Source organism: Sphaerisporangium sp. NPDC049457 (assembly GCF_055586705.1).
Map to the genome: position 1 here is coordinate 184,763 of NZ_JBVJHR010000016.1, position 24,721 is coordinate 209,483.

General features: G+C 71.9%; 25 protein-coding genes. 12 read left to right on the plus strand and 13 right to left on the minus strand.

From position 1 onward, the window contains the following. The first annotated feature begins 213 nt into the window (after positions 1-213). Genes ACZ6QO_RS25170 through ACZ6QO_RS25195 form a run of 6 tightly spaced genes read left to right on the plus strand, consistent with a single transcriptional unit; the run spans position 214 to position 7,900 of the window. The gene (locus ACZ6QO_RS25170; protein WP_465854049.1) at positions 214-1,470 is read left to right on the plus strand and encodes a hypothetical protein; all 1,257 of its coding nucleotides are present in this window, start codon (positions 214-216) and stop codon (positions 1,468-1,470) included. Then, positions 1,467-2,993, plus strand: a complete 1,527-nt coding sequence (locus tag ACZ6QO_RS25175) for an O-antigen ligase family protein (protein WP_465854050.1) — start codon at positions 1,467-1,469, stop codon at positions 2,991-2,993. The genes ACZ6QO_RS25170 and ACZ6QO_RS25175 overlap by 4 nt, the downstream gene beginning before the upstream one ends. Next, on the plus strand, positions 2,990-4,207 hold the full coding sequence (locus tag ACZ6QO_RS25180) for a hypothetical protein (protein ID WP_465854051.1): 1,218 nt from the start codon (positions 2,990-2,992) through the stop codon (positions 4,205-4,207). The genes ACZ6QO_RS25175 and ACZ6QO_RS25180 overlap by 4 nt, the downstream gene beginning before the upstream one ends. Continuing rightward, positions 4,204-5,061, plus strand: coding sequence for a sulfotransferase (locus ACZ6QO_RS25185; RefSeq protein WP_465854052.1), 858 nt, complete (start codon positions 4,204-4,206; stop codon positions 5,059-5,061). The genes ACZ6QO_RS25180 and ACZ6QO_RS25185 overlap by 4 nt, the downstream gene beginning before the upstream one ends. Continuing rightward, complete coding sequence (locus ACZ6QO_RS25190) at positions 5,028-6,887, plus strand: lipopolysaccharide biosynthesis protein (RefSeq protein ID WP_465854053.1); 1,860 nt, start codon at positions 5,028-5,030, stop codon at positions 6,885-6,887. The genes ACZ6QO_RS25185 and ACZ6QO_RS25190 overlap by 34 nt, the downstream gene beginning before the upstream one ends. Continuing rightward, on the plus strand, positions 6,884-7,900 hold the full coding sequence (locus ACZ6QO_RS25195; protein WP_465854054.1) for a sulfotransferase: 1,017 nt from the start codon (positions 6,884-6,886) through the stop codon (positions 7,898-7,900). The genes ACZ6QO_RS25190 and ACZ6QO_RS25195 overlap by 4 nt, the downstream gene beginning before the upstream one ends. Here ACZ6QO_RS25195 and ACZ6QO_RS25200 read toward each other — a convergent pair. Genes ACZ6QO_RS25200 through ACZ6QO_RS25210 form a run of 3 tightly spaced genes read right to left on the minus strand, consistent with a single transcriptional unit; the run spans position 7,833 to position 10,581 of the window. Next, positions 7,833-8,720 carry a WecB/TagA/CpsF family glycosyltransferase gene (locus ACZ6QO_RS25200; protein WP_465854055.1) on the minus strand — a complete coding sequence of 296 codons (888 nt, stop codon included), beginning with the start codon at positions 8,718-8,720 and terminating at the stop codon, positions 7,833-7,835. The two genes, ACZ6QO_RS25195 and ACZ6QO_RS25200, sit on opposite strands and share 68 nt — an antisense overlap. Next, on the minus strand, positions 8,720-9,616 hold the full coding sequence (locus ACZ6QO_RS25205) for a glycosyltransferase family 2 protein (RefSeq protein WP_465854056.1): 897 nt from the start codon (positions 9,614-9,616) through the stop codon (positions 8,720-8,722). Before ACZ6QO_RS25205 ends, ACZ6QO_RS25200 begins: the two co-directional genes overlap by 1 nt. Next, entirely contained in the window at positions 9,613-10,581 is a 969-nt protein-coding gene (locus tag ACZ6QO_RS25210) for a sulfotransferase (protein WP_465854057.1), read from the minus strand. Before ACZ6QO_RS25210 ends, ACZ6QO_RS25205 begins: the two co-directional genes overlap by 4 nt. A gap of 609 nt (positions 10,582-11,190) precedes the next feature. Here ACZ6QO_RS25210 and ACZ6QO_RS25215 point away from each other — a divergent pair. Next, on the plus strand, positions 11,191-12,084 hold the full coding sequence (locus ACZ6QO_RS25215; protein WP_465854058.1) for a nitroreductase/quinone reductase family protein: 894 nt from the start codon (positions 11,191-11,193) through the stop codon (positions 12,082-12,084). Between the two features lie 111 nt (positions 12,085-12,195). On the opposite strand, the gene ACZ6QO_RS25220 is transcribed toward ACZ6QO_RS25215, so the two are convergent. The 5 genes from ACZ6QO_RS25220 to ACZ6QO_RS25240 all read right to left on the minus strand — a co-directional run bounded on the left by ACZ6QO_RS25220 (position 12,196) and on the right by ACZ6QO_RS25240 (position 16,169). After that, positions 12,196-13,311: an LCP family protein gene (locus ACZ6QO_RS25220; RefSeq protein WP_465854059.1), complete on the minus strand. Its 1,116-nt coding sequence runs from the start codon at positions 13,309-13,311 to the stop codon at positions 12,196-12,198. 11 nt (positions 13,312-13,322) lie between these two features. Beyond that, positions 13,323-13,925: an RNA polymerase sigma factor gene (locus ACZ6QO_RS25225; RefSeq protein WP_465854060.1), complete on the minus strand. Its 603-nt coding sequence runs from the start codon at positions 13,923-13,925 to the stop codon at positions 13,323-13,325. Positions 13,926-14,078: 153 nt separating this feature from the next. Then, a complete protein-coding gene (locus ACZ6QO_RS25230) occupies positions 14,079-15,350 on the minus strand; it encodes a cytochrome P450 (protein WP_465854061.1) in 1,272 nt (423 codons plus the stop codon). A 1-nt stretch (position 15,351) separates the two neighbouring features. Further along, the gene (locus tag ACZ6QO_RS25235; protein ID WP_465854062.1) at positions 15,352-15,552 is read right to left on the minus strand and encodes a ferredoxin; all 201 of its coding nucleotides are present in this window, start codon (positions 15,550-15,552) and stop codon (positions 15,352-15,354) included. Next, a complete protein-coding gene (locus ACZ6QO_RS25240; RefSeq protein WP_465854063.1) occupies positions 15,549-16,169 on the minus strand; it encodes a TetR family transcriptional regulator in 621 nt (206 codons plus the stop codon). The genes ACZ6QO_RS25235 and ACZ6QO_RS25240 overlap by 4 nt, the downstream gene beginning before the upstream one ends. Positions 16,170-16,301: 132 nt before the next feature. On the opposite strand from ACZ6QO_RS25240, the gene ACZ6QO_RS25245 reads away from it, so the two are divergent. The 3 genes from ACZ6QO_RS25245 to ACZ6QO_RS25255 all read left to right on the plus strand — a co-directional run bounded on the left by ACZ6QO_RS25245 (position 16,302) and on the right by ACZ6QO_RS25255 (position 18,541). Further along, entirely contained in the window at positions 16,302-16,667 is a 366-nt protein-coding gene (locus tag ACZ6QO_RS25245) for a TniQ family protein (protein ID WP_465854064.1), read from the plus strand. A 134-nt stretch (positions 16,668-16,801) separates the two neighbouring features. Next, the gene (locus ACZ6QO_RS25250; protein ID WP_465854065.1) at positions 16,802-17,545 is read left to right on the plus strand and encodes a hypothetical protein; all 744 of its coding nucleotides are present in this window, start codon (positions 16,802-16,804) and stop codon (positions 17,543-17,545) included. A 252-nt stretch (positions 17,546-17,797) separates the two neighbouring features. Beyond that, positions 17,798-18,541 (plus strand): aminoglycoside adenylyltransferase domain-containing protein, encoded by a 744-nt coding sequence (locus ACZ6QO_RS25255; protein WP_465854066.1) that lies wholly within the window; start codon positions 17,798-17,800, stop codon positions 18,539-18,541. Positions 18,542-18,583: 42 nt separating this feature from the next. Here the strand turns inward: ACZ6QO_RS25255 and ACZ6QO_RS25260 are convergent, their stop codons facing one another. Continuing rightward, entirely contained in the window at positions 18,584-19,837 is a 1,254-nt protein-coding gene (locus ACZ6QO_RS25260) for an MFS transporter (protein WP_465854067.1), read from the minus strand. A 295-nt stretch (positions 19,838-20,132) separates the two neighbouring features. Between ACZ6QO_RS25260 and ACZ6QO_RS25265 the strand changes: the two genes are divergently transcribed. Both ACZ6QO_RS25265 and ACZ6QO_RS25270 read left to right on the plus strand, forming a co-directional pair. After that, positions 20,133-20,999: an LLM class flavin-dependent oxidoreductase gene (locus ACZ6QO_RS25265; RefSeq protein WP_465854068.1), complete on the plus strand. Its 867-nt coding sequence runs from the start codon at positions 20,133-20,135 to the stop codon at positions 20,997-20,999. Positions 21,000-21,143: 144 nt separating this feature from the next. Further along, positions 21,144-21,572 carry a nucleoside deaminase gene (locus ACZ6QO_RS25270; protein WP_465854069.1) on the plus strand — a complete coding sequence of 143 codons (429 nt, stop codon included), beginning with the start codon at positions 21,144-21,146 and terminating at the stop codon, positions 21,570-21,572. An 81-nt stretch (positions 21,573-21,653) separates the two neighbouring features. Here ACZ6QO_RS25270 and ACZ6QO_RS25275 read toward each other — a convergent pair whose 3' ends face one another. The 4 genes from ACZ6QO_RS25275 to ACZ6QO_RS25290 form a co-directional block, all read right to left on the minus strand. Further along, positions 21,654-21,959, minus strand: a complete 306-nt coding sequence (locus ACZ6QO_RS25275) for a hypothetical protein (RefSeq protein ID WP_465854070.1) — start codon at positions 21,957-21,959, stop codon at positions 21,654-21,656. Positions 21,960-22,015: 56 nt separating this feature from the next. After that, positions 22,016-22,765 (minus strand): SDR family oxidoreductase, encoded by a 750-nt coding sequence (locus ACZ6QO_RS25280; protein ID WP_465854071.1) that lies wholly within the window; start codon positions 22,763-22,765, stop codon positions 22,016-22,018. Positions 22,766-22,974: 209 nt separating this feature from the next. After that, complete coding sequence (locus ACZ6QO_RS25285) at positions 22,975-23,802, minus strand: helix-turn-helix transcriptional regulator (protein WP_465854072.1); 828 nt, start codon at positions 23,800-23,802, stop codon at positions 22,975-22,977. 75 nt (positions 23,803-23,877) lie between these two features. Beyond that, positions 23,878-24,693 (minus strand): GNAT family N-acetyltransferase, encoded by an 816-nt coding sequence (locus tag ACZ6QO_RS25290; RefSeq protein WP_465854073.1) that lies wholly within the window; start codon positions 24,691-24,693, stop codon positions 23,878-23,880. Positions 24,694-24,721 lie beyond the last annotated feature (28 nt).

Sequence of the window (24,721 nt, forward strand, 5' to 3'; positions counted from 1 at the left end):
GTTCCCCAATCACCGAAATATCCGACTATGGGGGTGAGCTGGGGCGATTCTCCGTTCCACAAAAACTCCTGTATGCGATCGCGGCATCCCGCGTTGTGCCTATAGTTCTCTGGATCTGCCCCACGAGCGCCGCCATCCCTACGGCGGCCCGCGTGAAAGAACAAAAAGCAGATATCGCACGAGCAACCCCGCACCGAGAGGCATGCCGTTTCCATGAGCCACCCGGCGTCCTCAGTTTCCGGCCCGGCCACCGGGCGCGAGCTCGCCGCCTTCGGCTCGATGCTGTTACGGCGCCGCGTCGCGCTGGCCGTGTTCCTGCTCGCCGGCGTGTGCGGCGGCGGCGTCGTGCTCGCCACCACCCCGCCGTCGTACACGGCCACCGCCGAGGTGCTGGTGGCGCCCACCGGTGTGCAGGAGCAGATCAACCCGACCACGCCCCGCCAGCGCGAGCCCCTCAACCTCGACACCGAGGCGCAGGTGGCCCGCTCGGCCGTGGTCGCCACGCGGGCCGCGCGCGTCATGAAGGTCAACGATCCCGACCCGCTCCGCGAACGGGTCGCGGTGGCGGTGCCGCCCAACTCGGCCGTTCTCGCCATCTCCTACACCGCCGGCGACCCGGTCAGCGCCGCCGCCGGAGCGCAGGCGTTCGCCAAGGCCTATCTCGCCAACCGCGAGGCGACGGCCACGCGCGCGCTCGACGCCCAGCTCAGGGTGCTCGCCGGCAAGCTCCGCGAGGTCGACTCCCAGCTCGCGGCCGTCGTCGCCGGCCTGCCCCGCGCCACGCCGGGCTCGGCGGCGCGCACCATCGCCAACCAGCGCCAGGGCGTCCTGATCAGGCAGATCTACGCCCTCACCATGAAGTACGACGCGCTCAAGACGGTGGCGATCACCCCGGGCACCGTCATCAGCGACGCCCGCCCGCCCGCGTCTCCCTCACAGCCGAGCCCGCCGCTCTACCTCGGCAGCGGACTGTTCCTCGGGTTGCTCGCCGGAGCCGGGGCCGCCGTGGTCCGCGACCGGTTCGACACCCGCCTCAGGACGGCCGCCGACGTCGAGCGGCTCACCGGCCTGCCCGTCCTGTGCGAGGGCGAGAACGCGCGCGAGCTGCGTGAGCTGGCCGTCGCGGTGGCCCGCCACCTGCGCGACGGCGGCGAGCTGCTGGTGCGCGGCGTCTCCCCCGACACCGACCCCGAGCCGATCGCCGACGACCTGCGCGTGGCGCTCACCGGCCTGGCGCCGATCTGGGTGCGCACCGACCAGGCGGCCCGCGCCGACGCCGCGCTGCTGGTCGTCGAGAGCCGCGCGGCCCGGTCCAAACAGCTCGCCCAGGCGGTGCGCCAGCTCAGGCGCACCGACACCGCGCCCCTCGGCGTGATCCTGCTGCCCACGGCGGCGCCGCTGCCCCGCGGCGACTCCTCGCCGCACGGCCACCACCGCCACCCCGGCGATCCCGCCTCCCGCGCCTCATGAGACCGCCGCCCACGGCCCGATGGCCGATCACCGCGCTGCTCGTCGGATACCCCCTGTGGTGGGCGCTCGGCTTCGGCGGCCTGTCGCTGGTCGTCCTCGCCGTCCCCATGGCCGTCGTGCTCTGGCGCCGCCGGCCGATCGCGGTGCCCAAGGGCATGGGCCTGTGGGCGCTGCTCATCGCCGGATACCTGGTCAGCGCCCTCATGCTGGGCGAGATGCCGCCCGGCACCTACGGCGAGCTCGGCGCGGGCCGCGTCCTCGGGTACGCGATGCGGCTCGCGCTCTACCTCTCCCTGATGATCATGGTGCTCTACCTGGGGAACCTCACCCTCGACGAGCTGCCGCAGCGCACGCTGGTGCGCATGCTCGGCGTGCTCTGCGTGACCACCGTGGCCGGCGGGCTGCTCGGCGTGCTCGCCCCCGGCTTCCAGTTCACCTCGCCGATGGAGCTGATCCTGCCCGAGTGGATCAGCGGCAACTCCTACGTGCGCAACCTGATCCATCCGACGGCGGCGCAGACGCAGCACGTCCTCGGGCACGCCTCCCCCCGTCCCGAGGCGCCGTTCGAGTGGGCCAACGCCTGGGGGAGCAACATCTCGGTGCTGCTCATCTGGTTCGTCGTCGGCTGGTGGACCTACGGCGGCCCGGCGCGCCGGCTGATGTGCGCGGCCGTCGTGGCGCTGGCCACCGTCCCGATCGTCTACTCGCTCAACCGCGGCCTGTGGATCGGCCTGGCGGTCGCCGTCGGGTACGTCCTCGTGCGGGCCCGTCCGCGCACGGCGCCCGCGGTCGGCGCGGCCCTCACGGCGGGCACGGTCCTCGCGGCGGCGGCGCTCGCGTTATGGGCCGGGCCGCTCGGCACCATCGTCGCCGAGCGCCTGGACAGTCCGCACAGCAACCGCATCAGGGCGTTCACCGTCACCAGCACGGTCGAGGCCGCCACGCACTCGCCGATCATCGGGTACGGCAACACCCGCAACGCCTTCGGCAACTACCAGACGATCACCACGGGCAAGACCGGCTGGTGCGCCGAGTGCGGCCATCCCCCGCTCGGCAGCGACGGGCAGCTCTGGCTGCTGCTGATCACCCAGGGCTTCACCGGGGCCGCGCTGTACGTCGCCTTCTTCGCCGGCGCCGTACGCCGCTTCTGGCACGACCGCACGCCGATCGGCCAGGCGGGGACGCTGGTGATGATCCTGGTCCTGCTGTACATGTTCGTGTACGACGGGCTGGTCACCGCGCTGATCCTCTACCTGATCTCGTTCGCCCTGCTCTGGCGCAACGGCAGCGGCGTCGCGGCCGAGAGGCCACCCGCCACGGGGGTGCCGCCGGGCCCGGCCGCCGCGTCCCTGGGCACGGCGCCCACCGGCCCCATGCACCTCGGCGGCACGGCGGTCACCGATCCGACGCGGACGCCCGGCGGCGTGACCGGCGAGCGGATCCGGGCAGTCAGTACGGTGGCCGGCCGTCCGACCCGGACCACCGGCACGATGACCACCGCACCCATGGAGGCGTTCCGGTGAGGGACTATCGCGCCCGTCTGGGCTATCTCGACGAAGTGACCACGCTGCTCTACCCCGCCGCCTCACCCGCGAAGACCACGCCCGCACCGGCCTCGCCCACCGAAGCCGGGTCCACCGAAGCCGGGTCCACCGCCCCCCACCCCGAACCCTCCGCCCCCCGCCCCGGCGGCTCGCCCGCGCACCCCGCCGGATGCTCCACCCCGTACGCCCTGCTGCCGAGCAGGTACCTGCCCCGGCGGCTGGTTCCCCGGTCGCGCTGGCTGCCGGGACGGCGGCGCCTGCCGCAGGGGCCGGGCACGATCGAGAGCCACCTCAGCGAGGTGTTCGCCGAACGCGTCCGGGCCACCGTCCACGTGCGGCCGGCCCGGCGCGCCAACCGCAAGCCCATCCTGGAGATCCGCGGCGGCTCAGGCGAACTCCTCGCCTTCGTCAAGATCGGTGACACCGACCGCTCGCGTGCGCTGGTCCGGCACGAGAGCGCGGTGCTCACGGCGCTGGCCGGGCTGCCGCTGCGGGTCGTGGCCGCGCCCGCCGTCCTGCACCACGGGGTCTGGAACGGCCTCGACGTGCTCGCCCTCTCGCCGTTGCCCACCCGCCGGCGCCGCGTCCCCGCGTCCCTGCTCGAAGACGCCGTCCGCGAGATCGCCGCGCTCGCCGCGCCCCGCCCGGCACCCCACTCCGCGCCCCGCCCTGCCCCGGGCGACGACCGCCGTTCCCCGTTCGTCCCCTCCCAGCGGGCCAGCGAGGATGACCGCCCCGCCCTCACCACGGCCGGCGGACGGCCCGCGGCCTCCGATGGCGGCGCGGCCGGCGACCAGAGCCAGATCCTGCACCTCCCGGCCGACGCGCGGGGCGACCACGCCTGGCACGGTGACTTCTCGCCGTGGAACATGGCCCTGGCCCCCGACGGCCGTCTGGCGGTGTGGGACTGGGAGCGTTTCGCGACCGGCGTGCCGCTGGGCTTCGACGCGCTGCACCACTTCTTCCAGCGGGCGCTGCGCCGGATGCCTCCCCGGCTCGCCGCCGAGGCCTGCCTGGCGAGCGCCGTGCGCACGCTCGCGGCGTTCGGCCCTTCGGCGGGCGACGCGCGGCACACCGCCGTCCACTACCTGATCGCCCTGGCCGACCGCTACGAACGGGACGGCCACCAGCCGCTCGGCGCGCCCGCCGAATGGCTCAACCCCGTCCTCGACCATCAGGAGGTCCTGCGGTGAACCAAGCGGTGAAACGATCCGCGCACGCCTTCTCCCACACGGCGGGCCGGCTCACCGTGAGCGGGCGGCTGCTGCCGTCCTTCCTGATCGCCGGAGCGCAACGCTGCGGCACCACCTCGCTGTACCGCGCCCTGGCACAGCACCCCCTGGTGCTGAAGCCCGTGCTGCGCAAGGGCGTGCACTACTTCGACATGGCGTACGGCAAAGGGCCCTCGTGGTACCGCGCGCACTTCCCGCTGAAGGTCACCGCGCACCGTCTGGAACGCAGGTTCGGCCTCCGGCCGCTCACCTTCGAGTCCTCGCCGTACTACCTGTTCCACCCGCTGGCCGCGTCGCGCATCGCCGCCGACCTGCCCGGGGCCAAGCTCATCGTCCTGGTCCGCGACCCGGTCGAGCGGGCGTACTCGGCGCACGCGCACGAGGTGGCGCGCGGGTTCGAGACCGAGCCGTCGTTCGAGCGGGCGGTCGAGCTGGAGCCCTACCGGCTGGACGGCGAGGCCGATCGGCTGTGCGCCCACCCGTTCGCGCGCAGCCACGCCCACCGGCACCACGCCTACGTCACGCGCGGGCAGTACGCCGAGCAACTGGCGCGGCTGGAGCCGCTGGTCGGCCGCGACCGCATCCTGGTGATCGACAGCGGCCGCTTCTTCGCCACGCCCGAGCGCGTGTACGACCGGGTGCTGGAGTTCCTCGGGCTGCCCCGCCTCGGCGACCCGGTGTTCGAGCGGCACAACGCCCGGCCGCGTCCGTCCGGCATGCCCGCGGGCCTGCGGAAACGGCTGTCGGAGCACTTCGCCCCCTGGGACGCCCGCCTCGAACCGTGGCTCGACGACAGCCCCTCATGGCGCCGCTGACCCGGCGTTCGCTCGCGAAGGGGGGCGCGGCCGGGCTGGCGGGGGCGGCGGTCAGCGCCGGCGCGCAGTTCCTGGTCGTGGTGGCCGTCACCCGCGGCTTCGACGCCCGCACGGCGGGCGGCTTCTTCACGGCGACCGCGTTGTGCCTGATGGCGGCCGGCGTGCTCCGGCTCGACTGCGGCAACGGCCTGGTCTACTTCATCGCCGCCTCCCGAAGGACCTCCCGCCACACCTCACCCGCCAACGAAACCACCCCCGGCACACCGGGCAATCCCGGGATCACCATCCCCCCCGGCACACCCCCGGGCCACAGAACCACTTCGCACACAGAACACAGCAACGGGACCACCCTGAGATCCGGCTCACCGGACAGTCCCGGGATCACCATCCCCCCCGGCACACCGCACATCCCCGAGACCACCGTCACCGCGTCCGGCTACCTGCGGGTGGCCCTGCCGCCGGTGCTCGTCCTGTCCCTCGCCGCGGCGGCCCTTGTGACGCTCTACGCGGACCCGCTCGCCACCGCCCTCACCCACTCCGCGGCGGTCACCCCACCCACCGCCGACCCCGCGACTTCCGCTCCGCACCTGCCCGGCGCCCCGGCTCCGTACATGCCCGACGCCTCGGCACCGGACGGCGCGGAGGCCGATCCCGTCGCCGCGCTGCTCGGCGCGGCCCTGCGCACGCTCGCCCTCGCGTTGCCCGTGATCGTCCTGGCCGACATCCTGGTGGCCGCGACGCGGGGCTTCGGCGCCATGCGCCCGACCGCCCTGCTGAGCGGGGTGCTCCAGCCCGGCGCGCAGATCCTGTTCGTCGGCGCCGTCGTCCTCACCGGCGCCACCGGCGCCCTCCCCGGCCCGCCGAGGGACGCGGCCACGGCCGGGTGGATGCTGGCCGCGGCCTGGGCGGCTCCCGCGCTGCCCGTCCTGCTTCTGAGCGCCCTCTGGTTACACCGCCGAACGACTTCGGTGACGTACCCACCCGGACCACACCATCCAGGGACGAACGGTCCCGCGACACCCCCTTCCGAAACGCACGTTCCCCGGCCGCGCCTTTCCCTGCTGCGCCTTCCCTGGCCGCGCCTTTCCTGGCCGCGCCCTTCAGGGACATACGGCCCCCGGCCGGGCCCTTCCGAGGCGCGCGTCTCCGGGGCGGCGCGCGCGTTCTGGCGTTACACGGCGCCACGCTCTCTCGGCGGTGCGGCGCAGGCGGTGTTCCAGCGGCTGGACGTCGTCATCGTGGCGGTGCTGGCCGGGCCCGCGCAGGCGGCGCTGTACACCGCCGCCACCCGGTTCAAGGTGGTCGGCCAGTTGGTGAACCAGGGGTTCGCCCAGGCGGCGCAGCCGCGCCTCGTACGCGCCATGGCCGACGGCGACCTCCCGCTCGCTCGCAGGCTGTACCAGATGACCACGATGTGGCTCGTCCTGCTGACCTGGCCGGTATGGCTGGGTTACGCCGTGCTGGCGCCCTGGCTGTTGCGGGCGTTCGGCGACGGCTACCCGGACGGGGCCGCCGTGGCGGTGGTCCTGGCGGCCACCATGATGCTGGCGACGGCGTGCGGCATGGCCGACGTGATGCTGATCGCCGCCGGGCACACCGCCGCGAGCATGGCCAACATTCTGACCGCGATCGCGGTCACCGTCGCGCTCGACGCCGTGCTGGTCCCCTCGCACGGCGCGCTGGGCGCCGCTCTCGGCTGGTCCGGCGGGATGTTCGCCAAGAACCTGATGCCCCTGCTGACGATCAGCCGCCGGTACGGGCTGCGTCCCTTCGGCGCGCACAGCCTGCCCTCCCTCCGCCTCTGGCGTCCCGAGGAGGCGACATGAGGGAAACCAGCGGCATGAGCGGAACCGGGCCGCCGATCCTGGTCACCGGGCTGCCGAGGAGCGGCACGAGCTGGGCCGGCAAGATGCTCACCGCCGGCGGCGGCGCGGTGTACGTGAACGAGCCGCTCAACCCGCAGCGCCCGCCCGGACGCTCCCCCGGCGTGCTGAACGCCACGGTCGGCCACCGGTTCCAGTACATCTGCCGCGACGACGAGGACCCCTGGCTGCGCGCCTTCGCCGACACCGTCGCCCTGCGCTACCGCTATGCCGCCGAACTGCGGCGCAACCGATCCCCGGGCGACCTGGCGCGGCTGGCGAAGAACGCCTCCGCCTTCGCGCTCGGCCGGTCGCTCCGCCACCGCGCCCTTCTGGACGACCCCTTCGCGCTCTTCTCGGCGGGCTGGTTCGCCGAGCGCCTCGGCTGCCGGGTCGTGCTGCTGGTGCGCGATCCGGCGTCCCTGGTGGCGAGCTGGCGTCGGCTCGGGTGGACCATCCACGTCCATGAGCTGCTGGACCAGCCGCTTCTGGTGCGCGACCATCCGGCGGTGGGACGGCTGCGTCCGCTGACGGACTCGCAGGACCACATCGCCAAGATCGCCGCCCTGTGGTCCGTGGCGCGGGAGGTGGCGGGAGAGCTGTCCGCCCGCCACCCCGCCGTCCGCCTGGTGTCGTACGAAGACCTGGCCGCCGACCCGCTCGCCGGCTACCGCGACCTGTACGCCTGGTGCGGTCTGCCCTGGACCTCCGCCGCCGCCCGGCGCGTCGCACGCGCCTGCACGACCCCGGTTCGCTCTCCCCGCGTCGGCGGCTTCTCCTGGACCGGTGTCGGCGGCTTCTCGTGGACCGGTCTCTCCCGCACGGCCTTCCGCCCCATGAACTCCGCCACCGCCGCCACGCGTCCCCCCGCCGGTCTCACCGCGCAGGACGTCGCCCGGGTCAACGAGATCACCGGTGCATCGTTCGGGCATTCGGGCGGAGTCTGCGGATGGCGTGATGGCAGAGGCAGGAGGTGAGCAGGCGGAGGGCGAAGGGGAGGTCGTCGACCAGGTAGCGCCGGGCGAGGCGGCCTGGTTCGGCGGCCAGCCGGAACAGCCATTCGAGGCCGGAGCGCCGCATCCACGCGGGCGCCCGGCGTACCGAGCCGGCGGCGAAGCCGATGGCCGAGCCGCACCCCATGAACCACGTCTTCGGCAGGTCACCGCGGAGGACGCCGATGAGGCGATCTTGCTTGGGGAACCCGAGCCCGACGAAGACGAGGTCGGGCCGTGCCCGCAGCAATGCCTCCCGTACGGCGGCGAGCCCTTCCGCGGAGGTCTCGAACCCGAACGGAGGGGACGCCACCCCCGCGACGCACAGCCCCGGGCAGCGGTCGGCCAGCGCCTCCGCCGCGCGCGCGGCGACACCGGGAGGTCCGCCGAGCAGGTAGACCGACAGCCCGCCGGACGCCGCCGCCGCCGACAGCGACCAGATCAGGTCGGCTCCGGTGATGCGCCCGGGCACCGGAGTGCCCAGCAGCTTCGACGCCCACACCAGCGGCATGCCGTCGGGCACGGCGAGATCGGCCCCTGCCACGATGGCCCGCACCTGGGGGTCGCGGGAGCAGGCCCGGCAGATGTCGACGTTCGGGGTGACGACGTGCCCGCCTCGCCCTTGCCCGAGCGCGGTGATGACGTGGCCGACCACTTCCTGCTCGGTGAGGGTGTCGACCGTGACGCCGCCGACCGTGACGCGGGCCCGCCTGCCGCCGCCGCCGGTGCCGGGGGCGGGAGGCGGGCTGAGAAGTGTGCGAGGTGGCGCCGGGTGCCGTGCCGCCGTCGAAGGATGCCGTGCCATCAGATGCCGTGCCCGCGGGTGTGCAGCAGGCCGAGCATCGTGCGAGCGGGGACGAGGCCGAGCGCGACCGCGAGCGCGATGGGGACGCGCGGCTCACCCCGGCGGGCGGCGAACGCCCGGCGAGCCCAGTGCCATGCCGTCGCACGCCGTCCCAGTGCGGCGTGGTGGAAGGCGAGCTGACCGTAGATGCGCGCGGCCCCGCGCGGGTCGGCGACCAGGTAGGGGTGGCGGGCCAGCATCCATTCCAGGCCCGCGATGCGGTCGGCCCAGCGCGTCGCGTAGGCGGACCCGCCCCAGCGGACCCGCACGAGCGGCCGGTCGACGTAGGCGATCGGATGGCGGCCGACGGCGCGCAGCGCCAGATCCCAGTCTTCGTTCTGCCCGCCGGGCGCGCTCTCGTCCGGCCAGATCGACCCGCGCTCGAACAGGAACGTCGAAGAGTGCACCATCACCATGCGCGAACGGGTGAGATGTGCCTTGGTCACCCGTTCGGTGCCGGCGAGGCGGACGACGCGCCGCGAGCCGTACTCGACCTCGATGGCGCAGCCGGCGAACTCGGCCCCGGGATCGGCGTCGAGCGCGGCGAGTTGTGCGGTCAGCTTGCCCGGCAGCCACACGTCGTCGTCGTCACAGAAGGCCACCAGATCGGTGTCCAGCGCGGAGATGCCGGTGTTGCGCGCCCCCGGCAGCCCAGGGCTCAACCGGTTGGCGACCACCCGCACCCCTTCGGCGGGGAGCCGGCCGGCGACCGTGCCGAGCTCGGCGGGACCGTCGACGACCACGACGACGTCCTCGACGCGCGGGCCGCTCTGTGCCAGGACGGCGGCCACCGCCGCCCGGAGCAGACGCGGACGGTCTCCGCGCGTGGGGATGACCACCCCCACGGACCGGCTCATCGGCACTCCTGAGCCGCGACGCCGGCGGCGAGCCACGGCCCCGGCGTGGGCTCGACGGCACGCCGCTCGCGCAGGCGATAGCCGTACTGGAGCATCAGCGGCCAGGTCAGCGCGGTGACCAGCCATCGGTGCCGTCCGGCCAGCTGGTCGCTCCAGGAGTCGTCCCTGGCGAGTTTGAGCGGCCCGGCGGTGAAGCGCATCGGATTGCCGGCGCAGGTGTGCGTCTTCGACAGCTCGGCGAGCCCCGGACGCAGGAACGCCAGGTCGCCGCCGCCCAGCCGCAGGTCGGCCACCAGCGCGGCGAGCACCGAACGCGGGTCGGCCACCAGGTCTTCGTATCGGACGCGGATCACCGTGCCGCCGCGGCGCGCGAGCAGCTCGAACGCGAGGTTCTGCACCACCCAGTGGAGCGAGGTGCGCCACGGCCGCCACCGGGTCATGCGGGCGCCGTTCTCGGGCCGGTCGACGCGCCTGGCCCAGGAGTGGGCGACCGCGCGAGGGTCGCGGACGACGTGCACCACGCTGAGGTCGACGACCGGGGAGGTGCTCAGGCAGAACGCGAGCGAGGCGTGCTTGCTGGAGTCGACCACGACCGGTCGGGCGGCGATCTGCGCGGCCGCCTCGTAGACGCGGGTGTACGCCCGGGTGTAGCCGCTGAGGCCGACGCGGCCGGCGCGGCGGCGGCTCGCCAGGGCGGGGATGCGCCGGGTGCGGTCGACCCTGCGCCGCAGGGTCAGCACGCGGTCGGCCAGCCCCGGGGACCACCCCCCGAATGCCCGGACGCCGACCCTGCGCCAGAACGGACAGGCGGTGAACGGCTCGCCGCAGCCACAGGGCTCGTGCGAGCAGACCCCGCGTTCCCACAGATGAACAACCTCACCCAGCGGCACGACGCCGGGCATCTCGCCGAGCAGCCGCTCGAGCAGAGTGGTGCCACTGCGCCCCAGCCCACCTATGAAGACCACGCGAACAGCCACTGAGACGGACCCCCGGGGAACGGCCGATACATAACGTGCCGACGCTATCGCTGAGAGTAATCATCAGGTGCCGAAACAGTAAAGGATCTACCTGCCACCGTGCGAGCGCGGCCCTTGACAGGGCCGACCGGGACGAACTGTAATGATCGGCGTGTCGTTCCGGCGCCGGTCGCAAGGCCGGTGGGCGGGCGGCACCCGACCTATAGGGGATGATCTCGTGAGTTCTCACTCAACAGGCCGCGCCTGATCATCGCATCACCCCGCGCGTCGTCCCCTTTCCAGCGGCGACCGACGCCACCTCTTTCGTAAGCCGCCTCCGCCTCTGACCGACCTGTGACAAATCCGTCGGTTAGGCGCCAGGCACTGCGCGCGCGGTGACGTCATACCGCCCCACCTACGTACACGCACCAGCACGTACTGCCACGTATCGGCACGTACTGCCCGTAGCGGCATGTACTGCTTCGTACCGTTACGTCCAGCTACGGCCGGATGCATCCCGTACCGCGCCGGTTCCGCACCGCCGCGCCCCCGACCGCGATCGTTCACGTCCGCCGCGGCGCACCCGCGGACTTCACCAAGCCAGGAGCAGAGCCGACCATGCCCGACGAAAACAACGACAACGACAACTTCGACGACTTCGTCGACTTCAACCAGCAGGTCATCGAGGAGTTCCGCGCCAACCGCGGGGAGGTGGGCGGCCCCTTCCAAGGAGGGCGGCTCCTCCTGCTGACGACCACCGGGGCCAGGAGCGGGACCCGCCGCACCACCCCGGTCGCCTACCTCCCGGACGGCGACCGCAGGCTGATCATCGCCTCCGCCGGCGGGGCCCCGTCCCATCCGGCCTGGTACCACAATCTGCTCGCCCACCCGCGTGTCACCGTGGAGGACGGGATCTTCACCTACGAGGCGGACGCGACCGTCCTTGCGGGCGAGGAACGGGACCGTCTCTTCGCCCGCGCGGCCGAGGCGAATCCCGGCTGGGCGGACTACCAGGCCAGAACGTCGAGGGTGCTCCCGGTCATCGCCCTGTCCGCCCTCGGCCCGCCGCCCGCCACCGGCGCGCCCGGAGACTTCCTCAAGGCGGTCCACGACGCCCTGCGCCGTGAACTCACGCTCGTCCGCAAGGAGGTCGCCGCGTCGGGCCGAAGCCTCGGAGCACAGTTGCGGGTCAACTGCCTGAGCATGTGCCAGAACCTGCATCACCACCACACGCTCGAGGACACGTACATGCTCCCCACTCTGGGCGAACGGCACCCGGAAGTGTCCTCGACACTGACCCGGCTACGCGAGGAACACCGGACGATCAAGCGGCTGCTCGATGAGCTGCAGGAACTCATCGCGGGCGACGCCCCGGCCCAATCGCGCGACGCGGGCGGCCCGGACGCGGCGACCGTGCTCGCCGAGGTGGAACGGCTCACCACCGAGGTCGAGGCCCACCTGGACTACGAGGAGGAGCAGCTGATCCCGATCCTGAACGCCCGCACTCCCTGACCGCCCTTTGCCTTCGCCCTCCGCTCCTCCCTCGTGCCAGCCCCCGTCAAGCGCGGCGGCGGCTCGCCCGGCCAGGTGGACGTTTGTGAGACGCATCGGCCGCTTGTTCGCCTAGTCACCATTGAGCTGGGCGAACAGGCGTCCGGCGTCCGGCTGGACCCATTCGAGGCGGTTGCGGTCGGCAGGGTGCGGGCGCACCGGAACGATCACGAAGCGGACGGAGCCGGCGCCGCTCGACCGGACGCCCTGGAAGACGCCGAGGAAGGTGTCGAAGTCCAGGCCGTCGTCGGCGGTGAGGGACTTGCGCGCGACCTGGAAGAGAAGCAGCAGCTTGTCCGGTTCGTCGACGTGTGCCAGGACCTTGTCCAGCAGAGTGCGCATGAGGGCCTGCTGCCGGCTGATCCGCGCGATGTCGGAGCCGTCCGCCAGCGGGTAGCGGGTCCGCACGTACGCCAAGGCCTGCTCGCCGTCGAGCGTGTGCCGGCCGGCGGGCAGGTCCAGCTTGGACTTGGGATCCTTCACCGCGAAGGGCAGCGTGACCTCCACCCCGCCGAGCGCGTCCACCATGTCCTTGAAACCGGAGAAGCGGATCTCCACCGCGTGGTCCACGTGAACGCCGGTCGTGCTCTCAACGGTCTGCCACGCGCAGCGCAGGCCCCCGGTCCTGAAAGCCGAGTTGATCACGTCGGTGCGAGCGGGGACGGTATCCCCGTCCGGCGACAGGCACGCCGGGATTCGCACTATGGAGTCCCGCGGCAGGCTGATCACCTTGACCTTTTTGCGGTCCGCCGACACGTTCAGCAGGATCATGACGTCGCTCTGCACGCCTGGGGACAGACCCGGGGCCCTCTGCGGCGCCGGCCGCTCGTCGGACCCGACGACGAGCACGTTCAGCGCGCCGCCCTCCTTCGCCGGCCGGTGCCCGGCCGGCGCGATCACAGTGGAGCCGGCGGGCGTCGTACCGCGAAGCAGCACCGCCGGCACGACCAGCAGCGCGGCGGTGGCCGCGGCCGCCGCGACGAGCGCCGCCCATCCGGCCCGGCGCCGCGACCGGCCCGGCCCGGCGGAGCGCCGACGTCCGCCGGAAACCGAGGCGGCGGCGGTCGTCGCGTCGAGAAGGCGGCGGCGCTGGCGGTCCAGCGCCGCCGGAGCCTCGTGCTCCAGCCCGCGCCCGAAGTCGCGAAGCACCGTCAGGTCGTCCATCGCCCCCACTGTCGGTTCGTTCATCGCTCCTCCCGTCAGGTCGTCCATCGCTCCTCCTCCTGGTCGTGCATCGGGTTGGCGTCGCCGAGCGCGGCGCGCACCTTGCGCCTGGCCCGGTTGAGGCGCGAGCGGACGGTGCCGATCGGGATGCCGAGGGCCTGGGCGACCTCCTCGTACGACAGGTCGCCCCAGGCGATCAGGAGAAGGACGTCACGATCGCCCTTGGGCAGGCCGGCGAGCGCGGGGGCGAGCACCGACCGGTACGCCTTCGCGGTGACCTCGCCGGCGACCCGCTCCGCGTGACCCTCCACGACGGTCTCCACCGGGTTGCGCATCAGGGCGCGATAGCGTGCCGCCTCGACGCGATGGTGCCGGGACACCAACTTGGTGACGATGCCGAACAGCCAGGGGCGGGCATCGGCGTAGGCCAGGTCGTACCGGTGGCGGCGTCCGAAGGCGATCAGGAACGTCTCCCCCACCAGGTCCTCCGCGACCTCGGGACCGAGCCGGCGAGAGACGTACCGGTAGAGCATTGCCGCATAGCGGTCGAAAAGCGTCGCGAACGCCTCTGGCCGCTCTCTGGACTCGGCGATCAGGTCCGAGTCCAGAGTGGTTCCGGCGGCAGGGGGTGCGGTCATCGTCGGCACCATGGCATCGAGCCGGCCTTCCCGTGGGGGACTTGTCGCTGATGTCTCGCCACAAGTCCCCGAACGGGTTCACGCCGTCGCGCACCGGCCCGGCCGGAAGCGCACGGAACAGGGCCCCTGGCCCGACGCGAGGGGGATAGGGAGCTAGCCGATGCGGAGTGGGAGGGTGCGGGGTCCGCGGACCTGACCGGTGGACCAGGTGACGGCGTCCGGGTCGTGCAGGCTGAAGTCCGGGACGCGCTCAAGCCACACTTCGAGGGCGACCCGCAGTTCCATGCGCGCGAGGTGGGAGCCCACGCAGCGGTGGACGCCGAGGCCGAACGCGGCGTGCCGGTTGACCTCGCGGTCGATGACGACCTCGTCCGCCCGTTCGAACTGGGCCGGGTCGCGGTTGGCCGCCGGGAAGGACAGCAGGATCCAGTCGTCCGCCTTCATCTCGACGCCGCGCCAGCTCAGGTCCTCCTTCACCAGCCGAGCCATCGTCACCGGCGCGTAGGCCCGCAGGAACTCCTCCATCGCAGTGGGCAGCAGCGCCGGCTCGGCGACCAGGCGCTCGCGGTCGCCCGGGGTCTTCGCCAGATGCCACAGCGACGCGCCGATCGCGCTCCACGTCGTGTCGATGCCGGCGATGAGCAGCAGGGCCATGGTGCCCGCCACGTGCGATGGTTCGAGTTTGCGGCCGTACAACTCGGCGTTGATGAGGTAGGTCGTCAGGTCGTCACGCGGGTCGTCGAGGTGGTCGCGGATCTGCGCGAGCAGGTAGTCGAACAGCCTCCCCATGCCCGCCATGCGCTCCTCGGGCGGCAGGTTGACGCCTTCGAGCGCGCCCTCGATGAACGCGCGGAACCGCGGCGCGTCCTCGGGCGGAAAGCCGAGCATGTCGGCGATGACCCGCATCGGGATGTACTGGGCGTAGTCGTGGGCGGCGTCGACGACCTGCCGCCCCTCGAAGGCGTCGATGAGCGAGTGGCACAACGCCCTGGTCGCCTGCTCCCGCCTGGCGACCGCGCTCTTGGTGAACGCGGGGAGCAGCAGCTTGCGCGCGTCATGGTGGAACGGCGGGTCGGAGGAGATCGGCGGCACCCCGCCCACCGGCGCCACCTCGCGGGGTGGCCGGAAGTTGCTCATGATGATCGACCGCGACGAGAAGTGCTCGGTGTCGTGGGCGATGGCGGCGACGTCCTCGTACCGGGTGGGCAGCCAGCCGCCGCCGAACCGCTCGGTGTGCGCGATCGGGCAGCGCCGCCGCAGGTCGTCCTGGATCGGGTAGGGATCGGCGGCCCACTCGGGCTCCAGGTGGGAGAAGTCGGTCGCCCAGTCGGAGACCGGACCGGTGACGATCTCGTTGCGCGTGCCGAGGGGCTGGTCCGCCCGCGACTCGCGGAAGTCTCGTGCGAAGCGGTCGTCGACGGTCATGTCAGTCCTCCCGCACGATGTCGACGGCTCGTTCTGGACAGTTGGCCACGGCCAGCCGGGCCGCGTGCTCCTCGTCCGGCGGCACGACGCCGTCCCCGACGACGTGCCCGTAACCCTCGTCGTCCTCGGCGAACACCTCAGGGGCGAGGTCGTAGCAACGGCCGTGGCCGTGGCAGCGCGCGGGGTCTATCTGCACTCTCACTGCGGTGCTCCGCTCTGTGCGGTGGTGTCTTCGGGAGGGAGGAGGGCCGCCACGACCCGGGCGAGCAGCGCGTTCCACTCGTCGTCGTCGACCGCGTGCAGGTCGGGGGTGATGAGCGCGCTGCCCATCGCGAGCAGCAGGCAGAAGTGGGCGAGCGCGCCGGGCGCCAGCGCGGCGTCCATCTCACCGCCGGCCTGGGCGAGACGCACGAGGCTCACCAGCCAGTCGGAGCGCTCGCCGACGTAGTCGCGCATCGGCCGGGCGACGTCCTCGTCGCGGCGGGCCGCGACGAGCGCCTCGACGATGAGGTAGCCGCGCGCGTCACGCCGGCGGGGCAGGCTGCGGCCGATGACGACGAGCAGATCGGTGATCGACCGGCCGGGTTCCGCGGCCAGCAGGCCGGCGAGCAGCCTCGGCCCGTGAGCTCGGAGCGCGGCGACGAGCAGTTCGGCCTTGGAGCCGAAGTGCGCGTACAGCGCGCCGTTGCTGACCCCTGCCGCCGTGGCGATGTCGGCCACGCGCGTGCCGTCGTACCCACGCTCGGCGAACACGTCGGCCGCCGCCCCCAGTAGCCGCTCACGGGTCTCCGCAGCGGTGACCCCCGCGATCCGCCCCATGAAGAAAGTAAATGATCGTTCATTTCAAACGTCAAGGCCCCGGGACGAGCGGACGTGACTGTTGTCTGACGCCGCCTCAACTTGAGAGTTCGGCACGGTACTTGATAGTTGACCTGATAGTGAGAGCTCAAAATGACAGTTGGCCTCCCTCGGCGGCGTCTGGCACTGGTGGTTGAGCCGCAGCCGGGTGAATCGTTCGCCTCTTGGGCTGATCGGATGGCGGTACGCAACGGATGTCCGGTGTGGATGATCGCCGAGGCGTTGGGGCTGGATGTACGTGCGTCGAGCGATGTCCGTTCACTGGCGTACGGCGTTGTTGTGACGTCGGAGACCTGCAGGGCGATCGGGGCTGCCACAGGCGTGAGCGCCGAGGTCGTGCGCGGGATGCACCTGGAGGTGTTCAACGGCTCGGCTGTGGATCTGGCAGGTGTCCGCGTGGGGGATCACCCAATGGCTTCTCACGGTCGACGTTCTCGAGCGCTGGGCTGCGACCGGTGACCAGATGGGACATCACGACACGGCCGCTCAAGAACGCGAACTCCGAGAGCTGATCTTCTCGCGGCTTTCGAGCGCACGGCGTTCAGACACGCTGAGGTCGCCGCAACATGCTCACCAACAGGAGGAACCAAGGGATGAAGCAGGTGCCGCACCCCGACCGAGTGGTATTCGTTGACTGGCATGGCGTGCTCTCCTGCGACCCCTTCTGGGCATCCATCCGAGACAACCCCCGGCATCCGCTTCACTCACAACTGACGGAAAGCCTTGCCCTGATCTTCACCGGCGATGGGGCCCACGCCTGGATGAAGGGCCAGTTGTCCTCCACTCAGGTGATCGCAGGCATGGGCATCCAGCTGGACCACCGGTTCCGCGACGACTTCCTCCGGCGCCGGCTACTGGCCGACTGCGCCCGGATGCGGGTCAACGTTCCGTTATTCGAGATGCTCCGCGAGCTCAAGACGAATGCCTCGATCGTCGTGTCCACCGACAACGCGGACTGCTTCGCCGACACGTTCAGGCGGGTACGCAAGACCCAGCGCCCGGCAGGCCACCATCCGGCGGCAACGTTGGCCGACTGGGCCTTCGTCTGCGACGACATGATCTGTTCCAGCGACGTCGCAGTACTCAAGAGCGAAGGCATCGTCGAATTCTTCGGGCCCTGGCTGAGCCGGCACGGCATGTCCTTCCACGACGCGCTGCTCATTGATGACCGAGAGGACAACTGCGCTGCCTTCCGCCAGCAGGGAGGAACCGCACTGCGCTGGAGGATGGGCGCCGACGACATCACCGAGGCCGCAACCGTGCTCCGCCGATGGCTCGACGGGTCTGCCGCATCCGAACTTCCCTACGCTGCCGCTCGCGGTGAGGAGATCAGATAGAGACACCCGTCTGGAGGCTGCGCCAGCAACTTTCGGACAGATACTTCGCAGCCTGGAGCTATAGCCCTCAACCCACGCACGCATGATCTTCGGCTGGGTACTGTCAACTTCGATGACACGAATGCCGGTATTTCTACACCCGTCGAAATCGCAGTGCCCAGGTCAGCCACAGGCCCCACTGTCATGTTCAGTGGCTCCAGACAGTGACGTCGAACCTGCCGGTGGTTTCGCGGCCTTCCTATAGTTCTGATCATGGATGCTCTGTCAGAGCGCTACATCGAGGACGTCGCGTCCGCGATGGCCGCGGTGCTCGGTTCGCGCCTGGTGGGCGTCTACCTCCACGGCTCCGTGGTGCTCGGCGGCTTCGACGCGCGGCGCAGCGACATCGACGTCCTCGTGGTCTGTGAGCGGCCCATGACGGCGGACGAGCAGGCGGCCGCCGCGGAACGGCTGAGCGACGACCGCCTGCCGTGCCCCGCCCACGGGCTGGAACTGAGCGTCGTCACCCTCCCGGTCACCCTGCGCCCCGTGGCACAGCCGCCATTCGAGCTCCATGTCACCACAGCGCCCGCCAAGGTGGTCGATGGTCATGGGCACGGGGGAGACCCCGACCTGGTGTTGCACTTCGCCGTATGCCGCCAGGCCGGTCGCCTGGTCGGGCCCGGCCCTGCCCCGGCCGAGGTCTTCGCTCCGGTCGCCCACGAGTTGGTCACGGCCCAGTTGGCGTCCGAGTTGCACTGGGCCGTCGAGCAGGCGCCTGGTGAATACGCGGTGCTCAACGCATGTCGTGCCTGGCGGTTCGCGATGGACGGCACACTCGTGTCCAAGATCGACGGCGGCCAGTGGGCGCTGCACCGGGTGCCGACGACCGGCCGCGAGTTGGTCCGGTTGGCCCTCGATCGCCAGCGATGCCTACCCGCTGCCGCACCCGACCCGCGCGAGGTCAAGCAATTCGTACACCGGATTCTCGCCGTGATCACGGACGCATCGGCATGACGCGACCTTCGGCTCCGCTGATCTAAGTGACAGGTATCCAGGTCAACCCGTCGCCTCACTGTCATGCTCAGCGACGGCGGACGGTAGGGGGTGCGGTGCTCGTCGTCTGCTGAGCAGTAGCAATGCGCCGACCGCGATCAGCATTCCGACGGCGATGACCGGCACGAGGGCCGGGAGGCCGAACCCGCCGATCACCAGGCCGAACATCGGAGGTCCGAGCAGCGCTCCGAGGCTGCCCGCCTGGGAGATCACGCCGTTGCCGATGTCGGCGTGGTCCAGCCGTTCCAGCACCAGAGGGAGGGCGGCGATGGCGAGGGCGCCCAGGAGCCCGTTCAGCACGGAGATCAGCCCCGCGCCGGCGAGCGCGACCGCCGGCGAACCTGCGCCGCCGTAGATGAGCCAGGCGGCGGGGACGGCGAGGATTCCGGACAACGCCAGGACGCCGACCGGAGCGCCTCGGCGGAGCAGCACTCCCGTGGCCAGCCCGCCGGGCACGCCGAGCAGCGAGATGGCCGAGGTCATGACGCCCGCCGTCGCGGCCGAACGCCCGTACTGCTCGATCAGGAGCGTGGGCAGGAGCACGACCACCGGCATGGTCACCAGCACGAGCAGGCAGAAGGCCCCGGCCAGCGCCGCCGGCCGCTTCAGCGCCCTCGCCCCCGGGACGGACCCGGCCGCCGCCCGCCGTTCCGGCCCGCGCGGCAGGCACAGCCGGACGGCCGGCGCCATCACGAGCGTCAGGCCGGCGATCAGGCCGATCCAGCCGCGCCAGCCCAGCGCGGAGCCGATCGCGCCGCCGGCCAGCGTGCTCACCCCGATGCCCACCGGTACGAACGTCGCCCAGAGGGACAGGGCCACGCCGCGGTCCCGCTCGTGGGCGACACGGAGGATCAGCGCGGGACAGGCGACGGTGACCAGGACGTATCCGACCCCTTCGACGCCCCGGGCGGTCAGCAACCAGGGGAAGCCGCCCGCCGCCGCACTCGCCGCGCCCGCCGCCGCGACCAGTGCCAGGCCGGCGACCAGCGACCTCTCCACGCCGATGCGGCGGATGAGATATCCGACGGGCAGGCCGGCGACGGCCCCCACGCCGACGACCGCCGAGATCACCCAGCCCAGTCGCGGCAGCGACAGTCCCAGCTGAGCCGCCACCTCCGGCCCGACCGAGGCGAACTTGCCGAAGCTCATCGCCGCGACCACCCCGGCGAAGTAGACGACGCCGATCGTCGCCCACTGTGTGCGGTCCTGGTGCTCCTCGCTCCGCCTCGATGTGTCCGCCGTTGGCCAAGGGCTCATGAGTTCTCCTTCGCGTGACACCGCGACACCGCGGCACCGCGACGGCCCGGACGCACGGTGACGGCGACGCGCCGTCGCGCCTTCAGGTCGATCATCACCGCACCGGAGGTGCCGTTCAACCTTGCCCGCCGCCCACCGGCCACGAGGCTCGGGGCCCGCGGTACGGAAGGGTCTGGCCGTAGACGATGTAGGTGGTGGTGCCGCCCAGGCTGGCCGGCTCGTCCGCCCGGCGAAAAGGCTGTAGGCCCGGAGAAATCCCTTCAACTGGCACGATTACCTTGGATAGCCTGACCGAGTGGAAATAGGCGTTAACGTAACCAACTTCGGTCCCGGCACGGACCCCGACATGCTGCGGCAGTGGGCGCTGACGGTGGAGGGGCTCGGCTTCGACCTGCTCACGGTGTCCGATCACGTCGTGGTGACGCCGGACATCGCCGGGGCGTTTCCGGCGCCGTTCTACGAGCCCCTCACCACGCTGGCGTGGCTGGCCGGCATCACCCGCCGGATCAAGCTGGGCACCTCGGTTCTGCTGCTCCCCTATCGCCATCCCCTGCTCACCGCCCGCATGGCCGCGAACCTCGCCCGGCTCAGCGGCGGGCGACTGGTCCTCGGGGTGGGCGTGGGCTGGGCCCGGCAGGAGTTCGCCGCCCTCGGCGTGCCCTACGAACGGCGCGGCGCGCTGACGGACGAGTACCTGCGCACGATCCGCTCCGCCTGGGAGGACGAGCGGGACTACCAGGCGGGGCACGTCCCCATCTGGGTGGGCGGCAACAGCGACGCCGGCATACGCAGGGCCGTACGCCTCGGCGACGCGTGGCACCCGCTGCGCTTCACCATGCCGTGGCTGCGCGGGGCGATCGAGCGCATGCACGAGTTCGCCCGCGAGCAGGGGCGGCCGGTGCCCGGCCTGGCGCCCCGCATCACCCTGCGGCTCACCGACACGCCCGTCACCGGCCACGGACGGCTCGCCGGCGAGGGCACCGTCGAGCAGCTGATGGAGGACCTGCGGGAGCTGCGCGCGCTCGGCGCCGGCACCGTCGTCCTCTCCGCGTTCAACGGCGACCCGGACGAGACGCTGCGCCCCCAGGCCGCCTGGCAGGCCCTGGCGACCGTGGCCGCTCACTGGTCGCGGACCACGGCGCAGCGCCCGATCAGCACCTGACCCCCTGCGGCGCCCCAGCGGTACCGGCCCGAACCGCGCCGGGCCCGACCATCACGAGCACCGTACGAGCACGAGCACCGGCACACGCACCGGTACGAGCACATGCACCGGTACGAGCACCGGATGCGGACCGAAGGAGTAGCGGTGACGCACGAGGATGAGGCGCTGCTGCGCAGGGCCGTCCAACTGGCCGCGATGGCGCGCGAGAGCGGCAACCCGCCGTTCGGATCTCTGCTGGCCGGCCCGGACGGCGCCGTCCTGGCCGAGGAGCGCAACACCTCCATCAGCGACCGGGACATCACCGCCCACCCGGAACTGAAGCTGGCCCGCTGGGCGGCCCGCGAGCTCGACCCCGCCACCGCGGCCACCACCACCATGTACACCAGCTGCCAGCCGTGCGGCATGTGCGCCGGCGCCATCGCCCGTTCGGGCCTGGGCCGGGTCGTCTACGCCCTGTCCAGTGATCAGCTCGACACCCTCAAGCCGCCCGGCAGCGGCTTCACCGACGCCCCCGCCGAAGGCCCCGCCCTCTTCGAAGAGGCCCGCGTACCCGTCGAGGGCTACTACCACTGACCCGGGCCAGGACGGTGTCCGGACGGCCGCGCCCTTGACGGTCACGTGGGCGTGGTGGCGAAGATGCCGTTCATGGGTTCCTCAGAGGGGCATGCGGTGAAGCACCGGCACGATACGGAAGTCCACGGTGCTGTGGTCGATCGTCGCGTGGACCGGCGAGTCGGCCATTTCGGTCATGATTCCGCCGGCGCTCGCCCGGGCGTCTGCGGCGGAGTCCCACGCGACGATGTCGATGATGCCTCCGTCGCCGTCCTCGGCGATGCGCCGCCAGCGGAAGCCCGGCCGGCGCCTCAGGTACTCGTCGATGTCCTCGTTGACGGCGAGGAAGTCGGCGCCGGTGAGCCCGGCGGCGAGCCTGAACGTCGTGATCTCGAGTGCCTCGCTCATGTCGTTTCCTTGCTCTCCGGCAGGTGCCGGGGCCTAGGTGTGCGTCGCGGTGCGGTTCAGTTCATGGCGGTGGGCCGGACGATCAGCTCGTTGACGTCGACCTCGGCCGGTTGGGCGATGGCGTACGCGATGGCGGCGGCGACGGAGGACGCCGGAATGGCGAACCGCAGCGCGGCCGCGTGCACGGCTGCCCGCACCTCCTCGTCGGCGCCGTGCAGGGTGAGCTCCGACTCGGTGTAGCCGGGACTCACCAAGGTCACGCGGATGTCCCTGCTCTCCTGCCGCAGCCCCTCCGACAGCGCGCGGACGGCGTACTTGGTGGCGCAGTAGACGGCGGCCGTGGGGTCGACCCGGTAGGCGGCCGTCGAGCCGATGTTGACGATGTGGCCGGCGCCCCGGGCTCGCATCAGCGGCAGAACGGCCGCGATGCCGTGCAGGGTGCCGCGCAGGTTCACGTCGATCATCTGGTTCCACTCGTCGACGTGCCCTGCCTCCACCAGGGACAGCGGCATCACGCCCGCGTTGTTGACCATCACGTCGATGCGGCCGTGCCGTTCGTGGGCGGTCTCGGCGAAGGCCCGAACGCTCTCCAGGCTCGTCACGTCGAGTTCCCGGTGGTCGGCGGAGCCGCCGGCGGCGTGGATGTCGTCGGTCAGGGTCTTGAGGCGGTCGACGCGCCGCGCGCCGAGCACCACGTGATGACCGTCGGCGGCCAGCCGGCGGGCGGTGGCCTCGCCGATCCCGCTGCTCGCGCCGGTGATGAGAACGATCTTGCTGTCGGAAGCGGGCACGGTCGTGCTGCTCATGAGGACTCCTGGGAGGGGCTGATCTCGGGGCGGACGAGCCGCGACACCAAGACTGGGCCCAGAGCCCGGGATGGAGAAGGACGCGTCTTCCTGGGTGTGCCGCACCTAGGAAGACGCGCCCTTCCGCGCGCGACCACGCGCACACACGATCAGAACAGCGAGATACCCGAAAATTCAGGAAAGGAGGGGTCGTGGCCGAGGAGCACGGCTCACGACGTGGCGTGGACGGACGCCAGGTACGCGATGGCGTCGGCGCTGCGGCTGCCCGGCTCCGGCGTGCCGACGAGCAACTGCTGGCCGGGGGCGTCGCGGACGTCGAAGGTCTGGTAGTTCAGCTCGACTCGGCCGACTTCCGGGTGCACGAAGACCTTGAACATCCGCTTGAGCCCGCTCACCTTCTGGTCCTCCCACAACGCGCGGAACTCGGGCACGGTTTCCACGAACTCGTCCACGAGCGCCCGGATCTCCGGATCGTTCGGGTAGGCGGCCGCGTTGAGGCGGAGGGCGTAGACGACGTTCTCCGTCAAGGTGGGCCAGTCGGCGAACACGATCTTCGCCTGCGGGTGCCGGAACAGCACGCGGACCATGTTCGTCATGCCGTCGAACGGGGCCAGCAGCGCGTCCGCGATGGTGTTGGCGGCGAGGACGTCGAACGACGGGCCCAGCACATACGCCGCTGCCGCGGGGAAGGAGTCGAGCAGGTGCAGCAGCGCCGGGTGGACCAGGTCGCGCGAGCTGCCCGGTGACAGCCTCGGGTTCAGCCCTGCGAGCCGGAAGACGTGGCCGCGCGCGTCCGCGTCGAACCGGAGCGCCTGGCCGATAGCGTCCAGGACCTGCGGCGACGGGTTGCGTTCCCGGCCCTGCTCCAACCTGGCGTAGTAGTCGGCGCTCACTCCCGCCAGCACCGCGACCTCTTCACGCCTCAGCCCGGCCACCCGGCGATCGCCACCGCCGCGCAGCCCCACGTCGGCGGGGTCGATACGGGCGCGCTGCGCGCGGAGGAACTCACCAAGCGGAGTGCCGGATTTGTCGGACACGGCCATTAGCCTACGTCCCTGCCCCACAGCCGCCGACCGGCCGACCTGCTGCCGGTCAACCGACCAGGTGAGCCGTCACCCGCCGACCGACGCACCGGCCTCTTCGGCAACCTCGATCGACATGTAGAGGCGGGTGCCTTCGGGCCGGAAGCCGACGCGTTCGTAGACGCGGCGTGATCCGTCACCGGAGTACTCCAGCCACACCGACCGCGCCCCTCGGCCGAACATCGTCTCGGCCAGCGCGGCGGTGACCGCGGCCGCGATGCCACGGCCGCGGAAGGCGGGGCGGGTCCCCACACCCGCCAGCTCCGCCGTCCCCTCGGCCGGCGCGGAGCACATGGCCGCGCCGGCGCAGCCGCCCTCGGGCGCCGGGACGAACCGCACCGCGCCGCCGCCGTCCTCGGTACGGCGCAGCCGTGCCGCGCCCTCGGGGGACGATGCGAACACCCCGCTGAACGCCTCGGCCAGCGCCGCGTCGATCGCCGCGTAGTCCTCGTCCGTAGCGGGACTCAGCACGCGGAACGATCGCGCGGGTGCGGGCCCGGATGCGCGTTCACCGAGCACCTGAGGCATCGTCAGCGTGGCCGGGGTGCAGACCAGGTACTCGTGGACCTCCTCCACGGTGAAGCCCGCCTCGCGCAGCGCGGACTCCACGGCGGGCGCGGCGTCCGGCGCGAACTCCAGCCGCGGCTTGAGACCGCGCTCGCGGAACACGTCGACCAGGGCGGCGACGTCTCGCGCGGTGGGCCGAGCGCCGGGCAACGGGGTGGCGTAGTTGATGAAAGGACTGGTGGTGTCGGGGTCGACCCCCACGACGAAACCGCCGGTCTCGACGACCACGGGGCGGCGGCGGAGGTTGGCGACGGCGAAGCTCTGGACGTTGGTGTCCACGGTGATGATGACCTCACGTAGATGGCAT